General features: G+C 69.1%; 21 protein-coding genes. 12 read left to right on the forward strand and 9 right to left on the reverse strand.

The window, feature by feature from the left end:
• The first annotated feature begins 117 nt into the window (after positions 1-117).
• On the forward strand, positions 118-1,314 hold the full coding sequence (locus tag FB465_RS23335; RefSeq protein ID WP_145791507.1) for an IS110 family RNA-guided transposase: 1,197 nt from the start codon (positions 118-120) through the stop codon (positions 1,312-1,314).
• 8 nt (positions 1,315-1,322) lie between these two features.
• On the opposite strand, the gene FB465_RS23340 is transcribed toward FB465_RS23335, so the two are convergent.
• The 5 genes from FB465_RS23340 to FB465_RS23360 form a co-directional block, all read right to left on the reverse strand.
• The gene (locus FB465_RS23340; RefSeq protein ID WP_145793487.1) at positions 1,323-1,532 is read right to left on the reverse strand and encodes a helix-turn-helix domain-containing protein; all 210 of its coding nucleotides are present in this window, start codon (positions 1,530-1,532) and stop codon (positions 1,323-1,325) included.
• Positions 1,532-2,983 (reverse strand): replication initiator, encoded by a 1,452-nt coding sequence (locus FB465_RS23345; protein WP_145793489.1) that lies wholly within the window; start codon positions 2,981-2,983, stop codon positions 1,532-1,534. Before FB465_RS23345 ends, FB465_RS23340 begins: the two co-directional genes overlap by 1 nt.
• A 140-nt stretch (positions 2,984-3,123) precedes the next feature.
• Positions 3,124-3,876, reverse strand: coding sequence for a DUF2637 domain-containing protein (locus FB465_RS23350; RefSeq protein ID WP_145793491.1), 753 nt, complete (start codon positions 3,874-3,876; stop codon positions 3,124-3,126).
• A 41-nt stretch (positions 3,877-3,917) separates the two neighbouring features.
• Positions 3,918-5,327, reverse strand: a complete 1,410-nt coding sequence (locus FB465_RS23355) for a P-loop NTPase family protein (protein WP_246192796.1) — start codon at positions 5,325-5,327, stop codon at positions 3,918-3,920.
• Positions 5,328-5,424: 97 nt separating this feature from the next.
• Positions 5,425-5,757, reverse strand: a complete 333-nt coding sequence (locus FB465_RS23360) for an SCO3933 family regulatory protein (protein ID WP_380750361.1) — start codon at positions 5,755-5,757, stop codon at positions 5,425-5,427.
• Positions 5,758-5,953: 196 nt separating this feature from the next.
• On the opposite strand from FB465_RS23360, the gene FB465_RS35950 reads away from it, so the two are divergent.
• The 6 genes from FB465_RS35950 to FB465_RS23395 all read left to right on the forward strand — a co-directional run bounded on the left by FB465_RS35950 (position 5,954) and on the right by FB465_RS23395 (position 10,433).
• The gene (locus FB465_RS35950) at positions 5,954-7,048 is read left to right on the forward strand and encodes a GntR family transcriptional regulator (protein ID WP_170290672.1); all 1,095 of its coding nucleotides are present in this window, start codon (positions 5,954-5,956) and stop codon (positions 7,046-7,048) included.
• Positions 7,049-7,642: 594 nt separating this feature from the next.
• Positions 7,643-8,890: a helix-turn-helix domain-containing protein gene (locus FB465_RS23375; RefSeq protein WP_145793495.1), complete on the forward strand. Its 1,248-nt coding sequence runs from the start codon at positions 7,643-7,645 to the stop codon at positions 8,888-8,890.
• Positions 8,891-9,021: 131 nt separating this feature from the next.
• Entirely contained in the window at positions 9,022-9,384 is a 363-nt protein-coding gene (locus FB465_RS23380) for a hypothetical protein (RefSeq protein WP_246192797.1), read from the forward strand.
• Positions 9,384-9,635 (forward strand): DUF7848 domain-containing protein, encoded by a 252-nt coding sequence (locus FB465_RS23385; protein ID WP_145793497.1) that lies wholly within the window; start codon positions 9,384-9,386, stop codon positions 9,633-9,635. Before FB465_RS23380 ends, FB465_RS23385 begins: the two co-directional genes overlap by 1 nt.
• Before the next feature lie 232 nt (positions 9,636-9,867).
• Positions 9,868-10,176 carry a hypothetical protein gene (locus FB465_RS23390; RefSeq protein ID WP_145793498.1) on the forward strand — a complete coding sequence of 103 codons (309 nt, stop codon included), beginning with the start codon at positions 9,868-9,870 and terminating at the stop codon, positions 10,174-10,176.
• Entirely contained in the window at positions 10,173-10,433 is a 261-nt protein-coding gene (locus FB465_RS23395; RefSeq protein WP_145793500.1) for a DUF7660 family protein, read from the forward strand. The genes FB465_RS23390 and FB465_RS23395 overlap by 4 nt, the downstream gene beginning before the upstream one ends.
• A gap of 108 nt (positions 10,434-10,541) precedes the next feature.
• Here the strand turns inward: FB465_RS23395 and FB465_RS23400 are convergent, their stop codons facing one another.
• The 3 genes from FB465_RS23400 to FB465_RS23410 are packed head-to-tail and all read right to left on the reverse strand — an operon-like array spanning position 10,542 to position 13,764.
• Positions 10,542-11,852 (reverse strand): tyrosine-type recombinase/integrase, encoded by a 1,311-nt coding sequence (locus FB465_RS23400; RefSeq protein ID WP_145793502.1) that lies wholly within the window; start codon positions 11,850-11,852, stop codon positions 10,542-10,544.
• Entirely contained in the window at positions 11,852-12,037 is a 186-nt protein-coding gene (locus FB465_RS23405; protein ID WP_145793505.1) for a helix-turn-helix domain-containing protein, read from the reverse strand. The genes FB465_RS23400 and FB465_RS23405 overlap by 1 nt, the downstream gene beginning before the upstream one ends.
• A complete protein-coding gene (locus FB465_RS23410; RefSeq protein ID WP_145793508.1) occupies positions 12,034-13,764 on the reverse strand; it encodes a replication initiator in 1,731 nt (576 codons plus the stop codon). Before FB465_RS23410 ends, FB465_RS23405 begins: the two co-directional genes overlap by 4 nt.
• 352 nt (positions 13,765-14,116) lie before the next feature.
• On the opposite strand from FB465_RS23410, the gene FB465_RS23415 reads away from it, so the two are divergent.
• Positions 14,117-14,503, forward strand: coding sequence for a winged helix-turn-helix domain-containing protein (locus FB465_RS23415; RefSeq protein WP_246192798.1), 387 nt, complete (start codon positions 14,117-14,119; stop codon positions 14,501-14,503).
• A gap of 551 nt (positions 14,504-15,054) precedes the next feature.
• On the opposite strand, the gene FB465_RS23425 is transcribed toward FB465_RS23415, so the two are convergent.
• Positions 15,055-16,260, reverse strand: coding sequence for a helix-turn-helix domain-containing protein (locus FB465_RS23425; protein ID WP_145793513.1), 1,206 nt, complete (start codon positions 16,258-16,260; stop codon positions 15,055-15,057).
• Between the two features lie 105 nt (positions 16,261-16,365).
• On the opposite strand from FB465_RS23425, the gene FB465_RS23430 reads away from it, so the two are divergent.
• The 4 genes from FB465_RS23430 (at position 16,366) to FB465_RS23445 (ending at position 17,992) form a co-directional block, all read left to right on the forward strand.
• Entirely contained in the window at positions 16,366-16,743 is a 378-nt protein-coding gene (locus FB465_RS23430) for a hypothetical protein (RefSeq protein WP_246192799.1), read from the forward strand.
• Entirely contained in the window at positions 16,743-16,994 is a 252-nt protein-coding gene (locus FB465_RS23435) for a DUF7848 domain-containing protein (RefSeq protein ID WP_145793515.1), read from the forward strand. Before FB465_RS23430 ends, FB465_RS23435 begins: the two co-directional genes overlap by 1 nt.
• 222 nt (positions 16,995-17,216) lie before the next feature.
• On the forward strand, positions 17,217-17,585 hold the full coding sequence (locus FB465_RS37975; protein WP_145793517.1) for a scabin-related ADP-ribosyltransferase: 369 nt from the start codon (positions 17,217-17,219) through the stop codon (positions 17,583-17,585).
• Positions 17,586-17,587: 2 nt separating this feature from the next.
• The gene (locus FB465_RS23445) at positions 17,588-17,992 is read left to right on the forward strand and encodes a hypothetical protein (protein ID WP_145793519.1); all 405 of its coding nucleotides are present in this window, start codon (positions 17,588-17,590) and stop codon (positions 17,990-17,992) included.
• The last annotated feature ends 60 nt before the right edge of the window (positions 17,993-18,052 follow it).

Consider the following 18,052-nt stretch of genomic DNA (forward strand, 5'->3'; position numbering starts at 1 on the left):
CAGCACCCCACGACGACTCGGCCGCCGATTAGGAAGTGCGAGCAAGTCGCTGAGTAGAGCAATGCCGGCGAGGTCGTCCGTGGTACGAACAGAACGAACACGCACGTCAGGAGCACGATGAGCCGGATATGGGCGGGGATCGACAGCGGCAAAGGCCACCACCACGGCCTGGCCCTGGACACCGAGGGCAAGACCCTGATGTCGCGGCGGGTCGCCAACGACGAGCCCGAGCTGCTGCAGCTGATCGGCGACGTCCTCGCCCTGGCCGGCGGCGACCAGGTGACCTGGGCGATCGACATGACCGGCGGGGAACCCGCCCTGCTGCTGAGCCTGCTCGTCGCCCACGGCCAGGAGGTCCTGTACATCCCCGGCCGCCTGGTGAACCGCGCGTCCGACGGCTACCGCGGGGAAGGCAAGACCGACGCCCGCGACGCCTACGTGATCGCCGACCAGGCCAGGATGCGCCGCGATCTGCAGCCCATCCGTCCCGGCGACGAGGCCGCGATCGAGCTCAAGCTGCTGACCGGCCGCCGTGCCGACCTGGTCGAGGACCGCACCCGCGCCGTCAACCGTCTGCGCGGCACCCTGCTGAGCATGTTCCCGTCCCTGGAGCGGGCCCTGGATGTGACCAACCTCGGTCCGCTCAAGCTGCTGACCGAGCATCAGACGCCGGCCGCGATCCGCCGCGTCGGCGTCGCGCGGCTGACCAAGTGGCTGGCCAACCGTAAGGTCCGCAATGCCAGAGCCCTGGCCGAAGCGGCCGTCGAGGCCGCCCAGCGCCAGCACACCTCCGTCCCCGGGGAGAAGACCATCGCCAGGCTGGTCCACACTCTGGCCGAGGGGGTGATGGCCCTCAACGAGCAGATCACCGAGATGGACAAGCTCATCGAGGGCCGGTTTCGCGAGCACGAACTCGCCGAGATAGTCGAGAGCGTCCCCGGCATCGGCGCCGTGCTCGGCGCCGAGTTCCTGGCCGGAGTCGGCGGCAGCCTGGATGGCTTCGCCTCGCCGGACGCTTTGGCGGCCTTCGCCGGTGTCGCCCCGGCGCCACGCGACTCGGGCAAGGTCAGTGGCAACCTGCATCGGCCGACCGTCTACCACCGCAGGCTCCAACGGGTCTTCTATACCTCGGCGTTGGTGAGCATCCGCTGTGATCCGAACTCGCGGGTGTTCTACGACCGGAAGCGCGCCGAGGGGAAGAAGCATGTCCAGGCCGTGATGGCCCTGGCCCGCCGACGGGTCAATGTCCTGTGGGCGCTGATCCGTGACCGACGGTGCTACCACATCACACCCCCAGTGACCGAGACGGCTTGACAACGACATTAGGAAGCGTCCTGTTCGAGTCGGGTGCGGATGAAGTCGTTGAGTGCGTGGGCGGGGATGCGGCGGGCGCGGCCGAGGGTGATGGAGGCGAGCTGCCGGGAGCGGAGCAGGTCGTAGACGGCGGAGCGGCCGAGCTGGAGGCGGGCCATGACCTGGGGGACCGTCAGCAGGTCTTCGCCCGTGCTCGGAACCGTAAGCAGTGTGGTCATCAGCAGCGGCCCTCTGCGGTGAACTGCCGCTCCAGTTCTCTGCGGTGCCAGACAGCGGCGGCCAGGAGTTCCGCGCCTGGGCTGTAGCCCGAGCCGTGGTAGGACCAGTGGCTGATGACGAGGGTCGTGCTCGGGTCGAGGTTGGGCAGGCCGGCGTGTGCGCGGGCCTGTTCGGTGCGCCAGGCGCGGCGCTCGTCGCGCAGCTGGCCGAGGGTGACGGAGTAGCAGCGGGACTTGGTGGAGAAGTGGCCCCGGAAGCCGAGCATGTGCGCCCACTTCCAGAGCTTGAGGTCGGCGAACTCCGGGCGCTTGCCCAGCTCCCAGCAAGTGCGGATCATCTGCCGCACGTGGCGTTCGACGGCGAGGCGCGGCAGCGGCCGGGCCTGTCCGGTGCCGCCGCAGGCGGTGCACGTGAGCGGGGTTCCGTGCGCGGCCAGGGTCATGCCGCGTCCCTGGCAGGGGCGGCAGAACAGGGCGCGGTCGAGAGCGCCGGAGGAGTCGGCGGACTTGGTGGCGTACTTGGCCACGTAGGCGGCGACCGCATGATCGGTGAGCTCGGCGTTGGTGCCGAAGGCGGCGATTTCGCGCACGTCGAGCTGTTCGCCCCAGGTGAGTTCGCGTTCTCCGACCGCGTCCGAGACGACGTTGATCGAGACGCGGTCGGCGGCGGCCCGGATGGCGTCGTTGAGCATGGTGACGGTGACGGTGGCGGAGGGCGGTGGGGGCTGGGTGCTGCCGTCCGGGCCGTCGAGGCGGATGACGGCGTGGAAGTGGACCAGGCCGCGCTTCTGGTACTCGGCGACCTTGGCGAAGGAGACACGCAGCACGGCGCGGGCCGCCTTCTGGGTCAGGCCGAGCCGGGCGGCGATCTCGCGGCGCAGGTAGATCGTGAAGCGCGCCCACAGGGCTCCGGCGTGGGCGTTGAACAGCACCGCGCCCGGGTAGTCGTAGGTCTTCGGGTCCAGCGGCGTGCCGAGCAGCGCGTCCGTGGGTTCGTGGAGCTTGCCGCACCGGCAGGGCCGCAGTGCGCCGCCCGTGTCGGTGGGGCGGTTGTGGACGGGGCCGAAGGAGGGCGCGGTGAGCGTGGCGAACACGCGGGGGTGGGTGCGGACGGTGTCCGGCACGCTCTTACCGCCGGTCAGGCCCGCCCGGATCAGTTGGAAGGTGTCGGCGGCGTAGACGCGGGAGCAGGCCGGGCAGCGTGAGGCGCGGCGGTTGCCGCAGGCCGTCAGCAGGCTGCCGGTTGGCTCGGCGGCGGTGGTGTAGGAGCGCAGTACCTCGCCGGTGGCCGTGTCGATGGTGGTGGTCTGGCCGATCAGGCGCACGGGTTCGGTGCAGCCGCCGAGGCGGTCGATCTGCTGGTGTGCGCGGTCGAAGTCGGGCAGGTTGACCAGGTGGATCAGGTCCCGCACGGCGGGGCTTGCCACGTGGCGCAGGTCCAGGGTGACCATTCGGGGCGTGTCCCTTCTGTCGGGTGGGGTGGCCCCGAGCAGCAACCAGCTAGGCAGAAAGGCGTGTTGGTGCTGCTCGGGGCATGGCAAACCGAGCCCGGTCGGGCGGCTCGGTCAGGTGGGGAAAGGGCCGGCGGGGCTCAGGCGGAGAGCTGAGCGTGTGCGGCGGTGGCCAGCGGCAGCGTGACGCCCAGGCGGGCCTTCAGCTGACCGGGCGTGATGTGCTCGCCCTGTTCAGCGTGGTGCGTCTCGGCGATGCGCCGGGCAGCGGTCAGCAGGGCCTCAGGGACGGCCGGGAGCGCGGCGGACGCGGTCCTCTTGGCCGGCGCGGGAGCAGGATCGGGCTCAGCGGTGACGACCACAGCCGGGGCAGGCACCAGCCCGGAGGGCGGTGTGAGGACGGGCTCCGGTGCGGGTTCGAGCAACGTGATCGGGTCCGGCTGGTGTTCCACGGCCGGAACAGGGACGGGGGCCTGCGCCGGGTTCAGGGCGCTCAGGGCGTGGAAGTGGCGGAGGAACTGCGGGCCGACCTGGCCCCAGCCGAGCAGCAGCAGCGGCGCGACCGCATCGACGGCGGCACGGCCGTAGTGTCCGGCTGCCAGGGGTTCGGCGACGTTCAGGGCCAGGGTCAGCAGGCCGCACAGGTGCGTCAGCCGGGTTGCGGCCGTCAGCTCCTCCTGCGGGACGCCGCGCAGGGACAGCAGGCGCAGACCGACGAGGAGCCCGATCACGGACAGGTCGACCATGGGGGCGATCAGCGGCGCGACCGGGCGGGGCACCCCGAGACGCAGGGCCAGTGCCCAGACGTTGCCGAAGGAGAACACGAATGCCAGCAGGGCGATGACCGCCATGACCACGGTCACGGTGCGCTGCGTGAGGCGATCCTCGGCCATCAGGCCAACTCTCCTTTCTTGATAGCGAGTTACATGGGTGGTCAGGCAGTTTCGGTCATCAGGGTGTCGGCGTCGTCGTCCATGAAGGCGGGCTTCCAGTCGACGGGGCCCGGATAGACGTCGAGGTACGCGGCCGGGTCTTCGGTCAGGCGGGCGGTGTCGTCGGCGACCCGGGCCGCATCCGCGTCGGACACGTACGGGGTGCGCACGCGGGTGAAGCCCGGGCGGCCCTGCACTCCCATGGAGGCCACCCCGACGTAGGCCGGGTCCTGGAGATTGACCGGGTTCGCGTCCGGCCAGTTGCGAATGTCATCCCCGAGCGCGGCCACGGAGGCTTCCGCCGTCTTCTGCGCGAAGGACAGCCCCAGCGGGCACACGTCCCGGATGAACGTCGGGATCGCGTCGCCGGTCGCCTTCTGGGTGGCCAGGATGACCATGATGCCGACGCTGCGGCCCTTCTTCACCAGGTCCTCGACCAGTCGGGCGTTCTCCGCCGACACGGCCGCCAGCTTCTTCGTCTCGGCGTCGTTGCCCTTGTACTCGCGGAAGTACGTGTGCGCTTCGTCGATGATCAGGATCGTCAGCGGCCAGATGCGGGACGGACCGACGTGCCACATGTTCTTTACACCCAGGACGGCGCGGATGGACGAGGAACGGCCCCGCCGCAGCTTCACCATGCGCTTGAACAGCGCGTTGGCTTCCGCCAGGTCGTCACCCGCGAAGGCGAACAGGCGGGGCGTCAGATCGGCGTAGTCCCCTTCGTGAGCGGTGGAGACCTTGCCGTCCGCCACGGCGAACTGAACCGCGTCGGAGGGGGCCAGGTCGCAGATGAGCTTGTTGATCAGCGACGTCTTCCCGAAGCCGGGCAGGCCGGCGACGGTCACGCCGGGAACGTTCGCCAGGGGAAGGCTGACGTCGTCGGCGTACTCGTCCAGCCCGAGCCCCCACGTGTCCAGGCTCCCCGGCACCGTTCCCGTGGGGACGTGCTCGGTCGGCGTGATGAGCGGGTCCAGGCGCACAGCCCGGATCACCACCCGCCCGGGACCGTCCGGCAGCACGGACACCCGCGTGCAGCGCCAGGCGTCAGCGAGGAAGCGCGCCGAGCGCTGGAACTCCTCCAGTCCGACCTTCGGCAGGCACTTGGCCCGCACCATCACCCCGAACCGGTCCGGCTTCACCTTGATACGCGGGACCAGGACCCGGGGCTTGGGCACTTCGCCCTCACGGCTGACCAGCTCGGCCAGGAACGTCGGGGTCTTGTCGGTCACCGACAGGCCCGCCATCTTGGCCAGCCGCTCCCACCCGAACCGGATGCGCATCCCCTGCCGGATGCTCGCCCGCGTCTCACGATCGACCCGCAGGTACCGGACCAAGCCGACCACGGCCCACAGGGTCGCCAGGGCGAGGACCGCCCCGATCAGGACCGGGGCGATCTCGTTCACGTCCTTCACTTCACGCCTTCCACGTCGTAGATGAACCCGAGGGCGAACCGGCTGCCGGTACCGGTTGAAACGGGAAGTCGGCAAGCCAATGCCCTTACAACACAGGTCACTTGACTGCCTCCAAGCGGCCCGCCCGGTAGGCGATGCCCTCCGAGAGCTGGCCGTTGAAGATCCGCGCCCACGGCGTGGCGAACAGGTCCACCGGGCGCACCATGACGCCCGGCTTGAGCCCGTCGGGAAGGCCGGACTGGGGGACGGTGAGCTTCATGACCTCCGCACGCCCCTCCTCCATGAGCATCACCGTGACCGTAAAGAGGTGCTCGCCCGTCTCGCGGTCGGTGGCGATCTCTCCGGTCTGCGGGTCCTTGATCTTCGGGGTTGCGTCGGTGCCCGTCATGCAGACGGCAGAGGGCAGTAGCCCGACACGAATCCTGGTCATAGCCATGGCAGTTCCCTTGTTCGGGGGTCACTTGTTCGACCCGCCAGAACCATAGCGCGACGATCGCACACCCGCAACGGTCGTACAGTCGAGCAGTTTGGCGATGCGATACACCTGGTAGGGATGGGGCGCTACGCCCGCTACGGGCGAGCGCACGGGCGTGTCATCTGTGCGGGACCGCCGCTACCCTCGGTGTATGACGTTGCCGCTCGAAGAGGACCCCAGGCCGCCGTACCTCCAGGCCGCCGATGTGCTGCGTGCCGAGATCCTCGAAGAGCGGATCCGTCCCGGGGAGAAGCTCCCGTCCACGCGCACGCTTCAGGAGCGGTACGGGATCGCCAGCTCCACCGTCCAGAACGCCCTGCGCGTACTCAAGGACGAAGGGCTCGTCTACTCGGTCCAAGGGCGCGGCAGCTACGTTCGGAGTCACGAGAAGGAGTACCGGGAGAAGGCCATCCTGGAGGAGATCCAGCAGATCGCCGACCAGGCCAAGGCAGAGCGGGAGCAGGCCAAGCGCAGCACTCATGACACCCCCGCCGACCCCGGGAGCGCTGAGCCGCCCGTCCTCCAAGCGATCTGGGCCATCCGCGAAGCGATCGTAGAAGGCCGCCTGAAGTTCGAGGACAAGCTCCCCGATCCCATCAAGCTCCAACTGATGTTCGTCACCGACAGCGAAACCGTCGAACGAGCCCTGCGCCATCTGGCATTCGAGCGCCTCGTCCACCGCACCCCCCGAGGTTCCCTCACAGTCGCCCTCACCGGCGGCGGGCGCAACAACCTGCGGCGCTCAATGCTCGCCCGAGCCCGCGTCGAGTCGCTGCGGCGCGCCGCCGAGCGCGAGGGCGAAACGCTGGCCGACGACTTCGCGCTCGACGATCCGACGGAGGAGGACTCCCGGCCGCCCTATATCCAGGTCGCCGACATCCTGCGCAGGGAGATCCTTGACGGTGAGTTGAAGCCAGGCAGCCAACTGCCGGCCGCGCGAGCTCTCCAAGAGCGCTTCGGAGTCGCCAGTTCAACTGTCCAGAACGCCCTGCGTCTCCTCAAGGGCGAGGACCTGATCTACTCCGTCCTCGGCCGCGGCAGCTACGTCCGCAAGACCGCAGTCGTCAGGCCCTCGGAGCAGACCGCTGACGTGCCGCTCGAACGTGTCAAGGAACCCCGGACAGCGGAACACGACGCTGCAGAGCTTGTCCGCCTGCGGAAGCAGGTCACGCAGCTCCAGAAGACGCGCAAGCAACTGGAAGCCGAAGTCAGCCGTCTGACCAAGGAACTTGAGCGACGCGGGTAAGGCAAAGCAAGGATGAGCGAGGCCGACGGGCCGAGCTGTTCAGAGTTTCTTTACTGGATCAAGGGCGGCCCGCTGTCGCGGGCCGCGCGCGCTCCGACCCGGCGGGGCCGCCGCCCGCTCCTGTCTCCGCCCCGCTCAGCGGCACCCCCGCCCGTCCGGGCGCGCAACACCAGCGAGAGCAGTGCAGCCCGCAGAGCTCTGCCTCAACCCTTGCCCTCCCTCCGAGGGACCGGGGGTCGAGCACAGGTGCGGCACCGTCGTGGTGAATGGTGGCGGGTCGCGGGTCGTGCCCCTCGCCGGCCGGTCCCCCGAGGCGTACCAGGAACCCCCGGGGACCGCCAAGGCCGAGCGCAAGCGTCACGGTGTGAGCCTTGGCGGCCCCCGGAGAACCCTGGTCCGGCGAAGCTGCCCGACCGACGAGGGACCCGTCCCGCTCAGGCCCGCAACCTGCCGCAGGCAGCGGCGCCGCGCCGCTCCAGTAACCGCGTGCCCGACACTCCGCGCGGCGGTGGGTCACTGCCTGGGGTGGGTATCTGCCGGTTAGCCCCGGTCAGTTCGCCCGCCCGGCGTACCGTGGCGCTGGAGGTGGTGCAGATGACGATGGAACTCGCGGACAACGTACGGAAGTACCGGCGCCGGACCGGGCTGAGCCAGGAGGAACTGGCTCACACCGCAGGCGTTTCGCCGGCCACGGTGCGCAAGGTCGAGCAGGGCGGAACGGTCCGCATGGAGACGCTGCACGCGCTTGCCCGCGCCCTGGGCGTGACCACGGCGACCCTGCTGGCACCAGACGCCCCAGAACCGGTGGGCCGGGCGGAGGAACCGAACCGGCTCAACCTCATCCAGCTCCGCGCCGCCCTCACGCCTCCGGTGGGGCTTGCTGACCCGGACAGCGAGATCGCCGAGGATGAGCCCAGCCTGCGCCGCTTCCGCCGAGCGGTCCAGGACGGCGCGCTGCTGTACCACTCGGACAGCTACAAGAGCGTCGCGTCCCAACTGCCGGGGCTGCTGAGGGACGCCAACAGCGCGGTCGCCTACTTCGACGGCGGCGAGGAGCACCGTCAAGCCCTGCTGGCCCGCGCCGAGACGTTGCAGTTGGCCGGGCGGTACCTGACACAGGTACGTCAGTACGATCTCGCCTATACCGCGCTGGCCGGGGCGATCACGGATGCGCGCGCCGTCGGCGACCAGCTCACCGGAGCATCCGGTGTGATCGGGATGTGCTGGCTGCTGCTGCGGCAGGGGCGGTTGGACGAGGCAGAACAACTCGCCTCCCGGACAGCCGATGTGATCGAGCCGAGGTTGTCAAGGGCGACGCCTGATGAATGCGCGGCGTGGGGGTGGCTCGCCCTGCGCGCGGCTGCCGCCGCCGGTCGCAACAACCGCCCCCAGGAGGCGCGGCACTACCACAGGGTGGCGAACACGGCGGCATCCGCCGTCGGCCGGGAGCACACCGGATCGTTCTTCCGGCACTGGACCACCTTCGGCCCCCTGACCGTCGGCATGAAGGGCGTGGAGGACGCAATGGTCCTGGGAGACGCGCGCACCGTCGTTCGCAAGGCCGGCGAGGACGCGATGTCGCCGAAGGCGTGGAAGAGCGCCGGGCGGCCCAGCGACGACAACTGGAACCGTCACCGGCTGGACGTGGCGCGCGCCCACGCACGGACGGGGGACCTGTCAGCAGCGATGGACGAGCTGACCGGGGTTCGGCGAGCCTCCCCGGAGTGGCTGAGGCACCAGCGCATGGCTGCCGAGACCATGCAAGAGATCCTGAAGAAGCGCAAGCGCACCCTGACGGCCGAGATGCGCGAGATGGCCGCCTACCTGGGCGTCGTCGGATAGGCGCCACGCAGCGTGGCAGTTCGCCGACCCAGGGTTGCGATCTGCTCTGCTGCATCCGTGGAGTGACTGACAGTCAGGCGGTTACGGTCGCCGGGTCCCACCAGCGACCAAGGCCGGGAGTCACTGTGAGCATGCCGAGGACCGACGCGGACCGTCTGCGTCGCAGGGAGTTGCACGAAGCGGCGTCGGGCATGGCGGGCCCCCGCCTGCTGCCCTGGACCACCGAGGACGGGCGCCCCTGTTACCTGAGCACCGACGGCAAGGGCTACATCTCGACGCTCGCCGACGGCATCGAGACCGTGCAGCTCGGCATGGGTCAGGAGCTGCTGGAGTACGCCCGGGGCATCCTGACCCCCGGAGCCAAGGCGCAGTCGGCCATCGAGTACCGCTGGCTCGCCTGCCGGCTGACCGAGGCCCTGGCGGACGCGCTCAGGGTCGCCGACTCGCGTGGGCAGCGTCTCCCCGCCCCCGAGCGGGAGGCTGAGGAAGGCTGATGGGCAAGACCACCCGCTACCGGTTCCGCGAGTACCACGTGACCGCCGTGGCCGACCCCATGGCGCTGCCGATCTTCGAGGCGGTCTGCGTCACCGGCGAAGAACGGAACTGCGCCGCCGCGTCCGGCGAGCTGCACGCCCCCGAGGAGCTGACGCGCTGGATCGCGGGCCACTGCGCGCAGACCGGTCACCAGTCGTACGAGCAGACCACCCGCACCATCGTCCGCGCCGAGCCCGGAGCGTGGCAGTAGGATCACGCGCGCAGTCGGCGGCGAGGGCGATTGGTCTACACCTCTGACGGCAGCGGCGACGGCAACAACCACGGACTTCAGCGCACATCCACGGACACCGACGGACCGTCAAACCGCCGTTGACCTGCGAAAAAGCAGGTAGAGAGGGGCCGCGTAGCACACGTACTATGTACTGGCCGGGGCTACGCCGATCTTGGTGCATAATTGCAACGGGACAATCGACCCGAGCCTGGTGAGGTTTTCGCAGGATACTGTCAGCCCACGCTTCGGCAGTGGGGAGACAATTGAGCAGACGGCGGCCGGTCTGCGATCCGGATATATCAAGCCAGAAGATCTTCCCACGGTGCGCCTTCAGTACAAGAATGGAAACCTCTTCTCGCTGGACAATCGGCGTCTCGTTGCATTTCAGAAGGCTGGGATTCAGATGCCGTTCCGGATGGCGACGCCCGAAGAAATCGCGGGGGAGGCATGGAAGTTCACGACTAAAAATGACGGAGCATCAATCTTGATTCAGCACTTCGACCCAGTGGAGTGGCCGTGAACTGGCCAGACCCAGCATTGAATGAAATTAACACGCGAGAGGATCTTGCCAAATACCTGCAAGGGCTGGCAATCCTTCTGCGTGATGGAAAATTGGAGCTGCAAAATCCGTCCACTTCGGACTTTGTGGATGCCTCCGCGCGTTGGACCAAGTCGATGGATGGATTCTTCAAGAATGTCATCGGTGAGCCAGTTCCTGAGGTGCCCGACTGGGCGTTGATTGCAGCAATCTTTCGTGCGGCAGTCGTATACGAGTAGAACGCTTGCGATACTGCCTCGATGGCGCTGAGCGGAATTGCAGCGGCCCCACCGGATTCTTCCCGGTGGGGCCGCTGACGTCTTTGACGGCAGTAGTTGACGGCAACGTCAGCGGACGGGTGCTGCACGAACGGGTGGTTCGTCGCCGTAGTCGGGTCCGGTGGCAGGGTTGCGGAGGGCGTTGCCGAGGAGGTCGATGGCGTCTCGTTGGAGGCGGAGTCGGACGTGGGCGTAGACCGTGGCCGTGACGCCGATGTGGGCGTGGCCGAGGAGTTCTTTGATCACGACGAGTTCGACGCCCTGCTCCAGGAGGAGGGTGGCCGCCGAGTGTCGGAGGTCGTGGAAGCGGATGCGGCGGAGCTTGGTCCGGCGGAGCAGGGTGTTGAAGTGCCGGGTGAGTGTGGTTCCTTCGATCGGGGAGCCGTCGGGCCGGGTGAAGACGTAGCCGCTGTCCCGCCAGCCCGTGCCCGCCGTCTCGCGTTCCTGGCGCTGCTGGTCGCGGTGCCGTGCGAGTGAGCGCACGCAGGGGGTCGGCAGGGCGATGCGCCGCTCGGAGCTGTGGGTCTTCGTTGGGAGGGTGATCAGGCCGCCGGTGTTGGTGCGTTGGAGGGTGCGGCGGATGCTGGCGGTTCCGCCGTTCAGGTCGAGGTCTTCCCAGCGCAGGCCGAGGAGTTCGCCCTTGCGGAGCCCGGTGTGTAGGGCGAGTTCGAAGAGCACTTGAAGCCGGTGGCCGTGGGTAGCGGACAGGAACTGACGTGCCTCGTCGGCGGTGAGGGGTTCGAAGCGGCGGGGTCGGGGTGTGCCCATGCGGACGTTGCGGGCGACGTTGCGGGGGATCTCCTCTTCGCGGACGGCGTGCTCCAGTGCGGACTTGAGCACGGAGTGGATGTAGGCGAGGGTCAGAGCGGACAGGCGCTTGCCGCAGCAGGTGCCAGCCGCGCAGCACTGGGGCTGTTCGCGGGTGGTGTCGAGGCCACGCGCGCAGCACTGGCAGGTGGTGCGGAGTTGGTCGAGCCAGGTGCGGACGTCCTTGGCGGTGAGCTTGGCGAGCTTCTTCTTGCCCAGGCCGGGGATGACGTACAGGCGGACGACGGCGGTGTAGCGGGTGTGGGTGTTCTCGCGGAGCCGGTGGACGGCGACGGTCTCCAGCCAGTAGGTGAGGAACGCACCAACGGTGCCCTGGGCGGTGGGGGCGGGTATGCCGCGGTTGCTGGCGGCGATCTTCTCGGTCAGCTTGGCCAGGGCCTCCTTGCGGGTCGTGCCGTAGACGTGGATGCGCTTGCGGGTGTCGCCGGTGGCGAGGACGTATCCGGCGGCTTCCCAGCGGCCGTCCTTGCGCTGGTAGACGGTGCCGTCGCCGTTGGCGCGGATCCTGCGCGAGCCGGTGCTGGGGGTGGGGTTGGTGTCGGGGGTGGTCATCAGGCTGCCTGTTCGAGGTGGTGGTGGATGAGGGCGGTCAGGGCGTGGGCGGGGATGCGGCGGGCGCGGCCGATGGTGATGGAGGCGAGCTGCCGGGTGCGGATGAGGTCGTAGACGGTGGAGCGGCTGATCTTCAGGCGGGCCATGGCCTCGGGGACGGTGAGGAGTTCGGTGTCGGCGTTCACGCGACCGCCACCGCCTGGATGGCGGTGGTCAGCGGACCGGTGGAGTGACCGGCTCGGTCGCTGGAGCGCCGGGCCTGCCGGGGACGGCTCGCGTGCTGGGGTCGAGGGCTGGGTGTGGCGGCCAGTAGGTCGGCGAGGTGGGCGAGTTCGGGTAGGAGGCCGGTTCCGGCGTACTGCCAGTGCGAGATCACCTGGGTCGTGTCCGCGTCGCCGGATCGCCCGTGCCTGTCGTGGTGACCGGTGCGGTGACCGGGGCCGGGGTCGGAGTGACCGGCGGTCAGGTCACTGTGGTCATCGCGGTCACCGTGCCGGTCAGTGACCGGCTGCCCCTCACGCACCGGTCCCTGCTCGGCGTTTCGGCCGATTAGGGCCGGGTCGAGCGGCGGCGGGGCAGCGGTGGTGTCGTCTTGGCGGGTGCGCCAGGCGGTGCGTTCGGCTCGGAGGTGGGTGAGGGTGGTGGAGTAGCGGCGGGTGCGGGTGGAGAAGTGGCCTCGGAAGCCGAGCATGTGGGCCCATTGGCGCAGGCGGAGGTGGGCGTGCTGAGGCTGGGTGCCGAGGTGCCAGGCGGTGTGGATCATGCGGCGGGCGTGGTCGGTGAGGTCGTGCTGGGCGAGTTCGGCCAGGAAGCGGAGTCGGCGGTCGAGGGTGCCGGTGGTGGTTTCGGCGCCCTTGGTGGCGTACTTGGCGATGTAGGCGGCGACGTGCCGGTCGGTGACGGGCGCGTCGCCGGTGAAGTCGGTACTGCGGACGGCGCGGACGTCGATCTGCCGTCCGAACCGGAACGCCGTGGGCCCCGCCGACTGTGCCGGGTCGGCCTCCCCGGCCCGGGAGGGGTGTTGGTGCTGGACGCGAGTGCGGTTGGCGGCGGCGCGGACGGAGTGGTCGAGGAGTTCGGTGGTGGCCCAGGCAGGCGGAGTGCTGGCGGGGCCGGTGGGTCCGTCGATGCGGATGACGGTGTGGAAGTGGATCTGGCCGCGCTTTTGGTATTCGGCGACCTTGGCGTAGGAGAGCGTGGCGTGGTGGCGCAGGGTGCGTTGGGTCAGTCCGGCGGCCTTGGCGATCTCGCGGCGCAGGCGGGTGGTGAAGCGGGCCCACAGGGCAGGGGCGTGGGCGTTCCACAGCACCGCGCCGGTGTAGTCGTACCGCTCCGGGTTCAGCGGCGTGCCGAGGAGCGGGTCGCCGTCGTCGTGCCGGGTGCCGCAGGTGCAGGGGGCGGCACCGGGCTGGTTGTGGACGGGGCCGAAGCCGGGGGCGGTGAGGGTGGCGAAGACGCGGGGGTGGGTGGCGACGGTGGTGGGGACAGTCTTGCCGCCGCGTAGTCCGGCGGCGATGAGCTGGTAGGTGTCGTAGCGGTAGAGGGTGGAGCAGGCGGGGCAGCGGGTGGCGCGGCGGTTGCCGCAGCGCACCAGAAGTTCGCCGACGGGCAGGTGGCGGGTGTCGAGATGGTCGAGGATCTGGCCGGTGGCGGTGTCCAGGCGGGTGCGGTGGCCGGTCAGGCGGATCGGGCGGGCGCAGCCGCCCAGTGAGCCGATCTGCCGGGCCAGGGGTGCGAGGTATCCGGCGGCGGCGAACTTGGCCAGCCTGGCGGTCAGCCGCGCCCGGCGTTCCAGGGCCGAGTTCCTGTTCGCGGACGTGTCGGTGCTGCTGGTGAGCGCCGGTGCGGCGAACGCCGTGCTGGCGGGAGTGGAGGTGGTTGCGGGGGTGGGGAGTTGGAGCTGCGCGGGCATGGGGACAGACCTCCGGCAGGAGTCGGGAGAAGAGGAGAGGCGATTGAGGGGCGACCCGGGTGATCGGCGCACGTGGGCACGGTGCGCGTGACGGCGGGCGCGGATGGTGGGCCGGGGACGTCTGGCCTGGTCAGCGGTGGTGTTCACCAGCGGTGCGTGAAGGTAGCATCGCTTCAAGCGCGCATTCAAGTGCATCCCTCCTCATCTATTTCGGTGGCCGGTGGGGACGCGAGTACTGTGGCCCCGGTCTTCCGTTTTGGACGGGCCGGATTTCAGTGGTAGAGGCGCAGAGAAAGCTGGGTGACCTGCGGTGACGGTGGGGCGGCGGGGGCGCAGACCGGCGGGCGGCACGGTGTTGCTGACGTTCGAGGTCATCGCCGAGGCCCTGCGGGGGCGGATCTGCTCCGGGGAGCTGAACCCCGGGGACGCGCTGCCGACGCAGGCCGTGTTGATGGCGGAGTACGGGGCCTCCAGCCTGTCCGTGCAGAAGGCCATGGCCCTGCTGAAGCAGGACGGCTACGCGATCTCCCGCCCCGGCAAGGGAGCCTTCGTCGCCCACCCCGACGCCTACACCGACGGTGACTCAGGTGACGAGGAAGCGGGGAACACGTCCGTCGGCGGGACGGCGGCGCGCGTCGAGGCACTGGAGCTGGCACTGGCCGAGACGCTTGATCAGCTCACCGTCCTGCGTGCCCGCGTCGAAGCCCTTGAAGCAGGGGACGCCGAGCGAGACCGCTGACCCGCCGGCCGCTGGACGGCCAGGGGCTGGAGTCGTGCGTCCAGATTTTCTCTACGAGGTTCAAGGCGGGCCCCGCCCGCTGGAGGTAGCCCGACGTCGCCGACCGACCCAGAGTCGGATCAGCCCCGAGGTCTGCACGGGTGTCGGCGGTCAGCGGTCCGCCGGGTCGTGAGCGGGGCACGACTGGTGCCCGATGGGAGCAAGTTGTGGGGTAAGCGCTGCTTACCCCAGCACCGCCCAGGGTCGGAGCAAGTTGTGGAGTAAGGACTCCTTCCGCGTTCGCGGAGCAAGTTGTCGCCTGCGACCGTCCTACGGCCGGATCGCGGGCAACCGGGTCGGCCAGGGGTCCGACCCACTTCTATCGCCGGGCTCGCTGAGGGCGGTGGCCGACGTCGCCTTCGGCACGGAGCGTAGGTTCCCGCCGACCCGCCGACCCGCCGACCCGCCGACCCGCCGACCCGCCGACCCGCCGACCCGTCCACGCACGAGCCGCGCTGTGCGCCGAGACGCTGACCGCAGCAGTTCGGGTGGACCCCGTGCGGTCGCGCTGGTCAGGACGCCAGCAGCTCGGCGACCTCATGGACGTCGCGGAACGCCCGCAGCCGGTCCAGCACGATCCGTGTGCGCTCCGTGGTGCGTTCGCTGCCGCTCTGCCCCAGGGCGAGCATTCGGCCAGCCGTCCCCGCCGCCGCCTCAGGCTCGTTCGCATCGGCGTAGGCCACGGCCAGCCAGGACAGGTACAGCGCCAACTCCCTCGCGTGACTGGCGTCGTAACGACCCAGGACGTCCGTCAGCAGCGGAACGGCGCGAAGCGGCCGGTGCAGCTCGGTGTAGACGCGTGCCTCCATAACCTGCAGTTCCCCGGCGTCCATCCAATACAGGTACGAAGGTGACTCGGTACCGGCCGAGTCCTGAGCCAGGGCCTCGCTGGCTTCCCCGAGGGCAGCCATCGCCGGGCGGTCCTGGCCGGCGCGGGTATGCGCCCAGGCCACCCGGTCCAAGTACAGCGCGCGGGCCTTGGCCGGAGCATCAGGACCGGCCTCCTGGACGGCGGCGGTGGCGAGGTTGACGGCGTCGTGGGGGCGTCCGGTGTTGCTCCACTGGTAGGCCAGCGAGCCCGCCACGTTCCCCGACAGCACCCCGTCCCCGGCGGCACGGGCGGCACTGATCCCGAGCTGGTAGATCCGCTCCGCCTCGGCATGCTCGCCCGCATCGGAGGCGACCCAACCGGCAATCTGCGCCAATTCGCCAATCGTCCGTAGCAGTTCGCGGCCCACCTGCTCGGTGTGGGTGCCCTCGCGGTAGATCGTGACCGCCGCCCGCAGCTCCCGCAGGGCGGGGGCGATCAAGTCCTTCCCGTACACCACGTCGTCGGCCAGCCGCAGGCCGTGCACCCGCTGGGCCAGGTCGGCGACCTGCCCGGCGCCGATCCGCCGGCCGGTACGCGTACTCAGCGGGGCCAGGGGGTCGCCCTCGGGCAGGAAGTCCGCGCCGGTAAGCACCCGAGGCGCGGGCTCGGGAGGGCGGACGGCCTTGGCGGCCTCCAGCATCTCCCGGGGGACCTCCAGCACCCGGGCGAGGAAGGGCAGCCACTCGCGCGGGGACCGCGTGCCGATCTCCCAGCGGGACACGTCATTGCGCGTCGGCGGGACACGCCCGGGAGCGGCCTGGGCCAGCGCGTCAGCGAGCCGCTGCTGACTCCACCCCCGCGCCTGACGCAGCCGCCGCACCAGCTCCCCGACCGATTCCCTTACCACCTGGCCAGCTTGGCAGACAGCAGGGCAGACAGGCTGGCTACTCCGAAATGTTCAGGCCAACGAGACCCTGAATCGACAGAGCCGAACCCAGGAAGGGACAGCAGCATGGCCGAGGAGGCGACACGCCCGCTCGACGCGAGCACGGTGGAGCCCGCAGCAGAGAAACTGCGTCTGCTGCCGTGGGCCAACCCGGACGGGCTTCCCTGCTACCTGAGCACCGACGGCGAGGGCTACCTCGCGACGCTCGCTGACGGCATCGAAGAGGTCCAGCTCACCATGGGCGAGGAACTGCTTGACCACGCCCGGGGCGTCCTGACTCCCGGAGCGCGGGCGCTGACGGACGTCGAGTACCGGTGGCTGGCGTGCCGGCTGACCGAGGCCCTGTCGGACGCGCTCAGGGTCGCGGACTCGCGCGGGCAGCGCATCCCCGTCCCGCCGGGCACCGCCGAGGCCGACGGCTCTGACGAGCAGGGAGCGCGCTGATGGGCACGACCACCCGCTACCGGTTCCGCGAATACACCGTCACCACCGTCGTAGACCCGATGGCACTGCCGACCTTCGAGGCCGTCTGCGTCACCGGAGAAGAGCAGGACTGCGGAGCCGCCTCCGGCCAGACGCACACCCCGGAGGAACTGACCCGCTGGATCGCCGCACACTGCGCCCAGACCGGCCACACAACCTACGAGCGCACCACCCGCGCCACCCTCCGTGCCGAGCCCGGAGAGTGGAAGTGAGACCCCCGAGCGCCAGCACCTTACCGAGGGCGGCGCGCGGGCGGGGTTGAGATCAAGTGGTCTACACCTTTGACGGCAGTAGTGACGGCAACAACCACGCACGCCAGCGCACAACCACGGACACCGACGGACCGTCAAAACGCCGCTGACCTGCGAAAAAGCAGGTAGAGCAGGTCGCCGTGCCACACGTACTATGTACTCGCCGGTACGACGCCAGTCCTTGTGCACAACCTTGGTTGTGACCTGTTTCGGAGTGACACTCGTGACCCTTCGGTGATTTTCCAAGAAGGGTTCAAGGCGCTGGGCGATAACATGGATCTCCCGGAGCATGTGGCAGGTGTGTCCGGTGTTTACACTCCTGCATCCGGATTCGTGTCGACAACGACATCAGAGGCGCACGCGATCACTCGGGGCGGGAATGTGTACACCATTCGGGGCGTCACAGGCAGGAATGTAAACAAGGAGATCCCGGATAATCCGCTTTCGCATGAGCGTGAGATAGCCGTTCCGCATGAGATTGACACCAGCTGTATTGTCGGATGCCGTCTCAGGGACGGAAGCTGGGTCCCGAATCCGAACTTCAAGGGGTAGCAATGGGTGAGCTGGTAAATCTGTTGGCCGGAGGGCCTGACGGTACGTCCGTGGAGGTGAGCCTTGAGCTCTCCGATCAGGTGCCGACCACGCTTCGTATGTCAGTGGCCAACTCTGTTTGGCAGGAGTTCCAGGCATCCAATTGGTTTAACTGCCTGATTGAAGCGCGTCTCAGTCTGGAGGGTGGCGGGTTTCTCATCTGCTGCCAGGGAGCCAGGCCTGATGTCTTTCCGTCCGGCATGTTGCAACAGATGAACCTTGGAAGGTTTGCCCATCGCTTGAAGTCTGGCGCGCCGATTTCAGAAGATGATATCGTAGATATCTTCGCGCCCGCAGATATCTCTGAAGTGGCGAGTGTTGAGAATCAACGGATTGCGGTGTTCAAGTTCTTCAAGATCTCTAAATAGCGAAACCCCCCCCGGCTCGTTCTCAATAGCGTCGCAGGGGATCTGCTAAATGCGCCAGTC

This window comes from Kitasatospora atroaurantiaca (assembly GCF_007828955.1).
Lineage (GTDB): Bacteria > Actinomycetota > Actinomycetes > Streptomycetales > Streptomycetaceae > Kitasatospora > Kitasatospora atroaurantiaca.

Excerpts from the sequence above, each read along its gene's own strand:
- FB465_RS23335 (WP_145791507.1), top strand. The coding sequence starts at position 118 with ATGAGCCGGATATGGGCGGGGATCGACAGCGGCAAAGGCCACCACCAC.
- FB465_RS23340 (WP_145793487.1), bottom strand. The coding sequence starts at position 1,532 with ATGACCACACTGCTTACGGTTCCGAGCACGGGCGAAGACCTGCTGACG.
- FB465_RS23345 (WP_145793489.1), bottom strand. The coding sequence starts at position 2,983 with ATGGTCACCCTGGACCTGCGCCACGTGGCAAGCCCCGCCGTGCGGGAC.
- FB465_RS23350 (WP_145793491.1), bottom strand. The coding sequence starts at position 3,876 with ATGGCCGAGGATCGCCTCACGCAGCGCACCGTGACCGTGGTCATGGCG.
- FB465_RS23360 (WP_380750361.1), bottom strand. The coding sequence starts at position 5,757 with ATGACCAGGATTCGTGTCGGGCTACTGCCCTCTGCCGTCTGCATGACG.
- FB465_RS35950 (WP_170290672.1), top strand. The coding sequence starts at position 5,954 with ATGACGTTGCCGCTCGAAGAGGACCCCAGGCCGCCGTACCTCCAGGCC.
- FB465_RS23375 (WP_145793495.1), top strand. The coding sequence starts at position 7,643 with ATGACGATGGAACTCGCGGACAACGTACGGAAGTACCGGCGCCGGACC.
- FB465_RS23380 (WP_246192797.1), top strand. The coding sequence starts at position 9,022 with ATGCCGAGGACCGACGCGGACCGTCTGCGTCGCAGGGAGTTGCACGAA.
- FB465_RS23385 (WP_145793497.1), top strand. The coding sequence starts at position 9,384 with ATGGGCAAGACCACCCGCTACCGGTTCCGCGAGTACCACGTGACCGCC.
- FB465_RS23400 (WP_145793502.1), bottom strand. The coding sequence starts at position 11,852 with ATGACCACCCCCGACACCAACCCCACCCCCAGCACCGGCTCGCGCAGG.
- FB465_RS23410 (WP_145793508.1), bottom strand. The coding sequence starts at position 13,764 with ATGCCCGCGCAGCTCCAACTCCCCACCCCCGCAACCACCTCCACTCCC.
- FB465_RS23430 (WP_246192799.1), top strand. The coding sequence starts at position 16,366 with ATGGCCGAGGAGGCGACACGCCCGCTCGACGCGAGCACGGTGGAGCCC.
- FB465_RS23435 (WP_145793515.1), top strand. The coding sequence starts at position 16,743 with ATGGGCACGACCACCCGCTACCGGTTCCGCGAATACACCGTCACCACC.
- FB465_RS23445 (WP_145793519.1), top strand. The coding sequence starts at position 17,588 with ATGGGTGAGCTGGTAAATCTGTTGGCCGGAGGGCCTGACGGTACGTCC.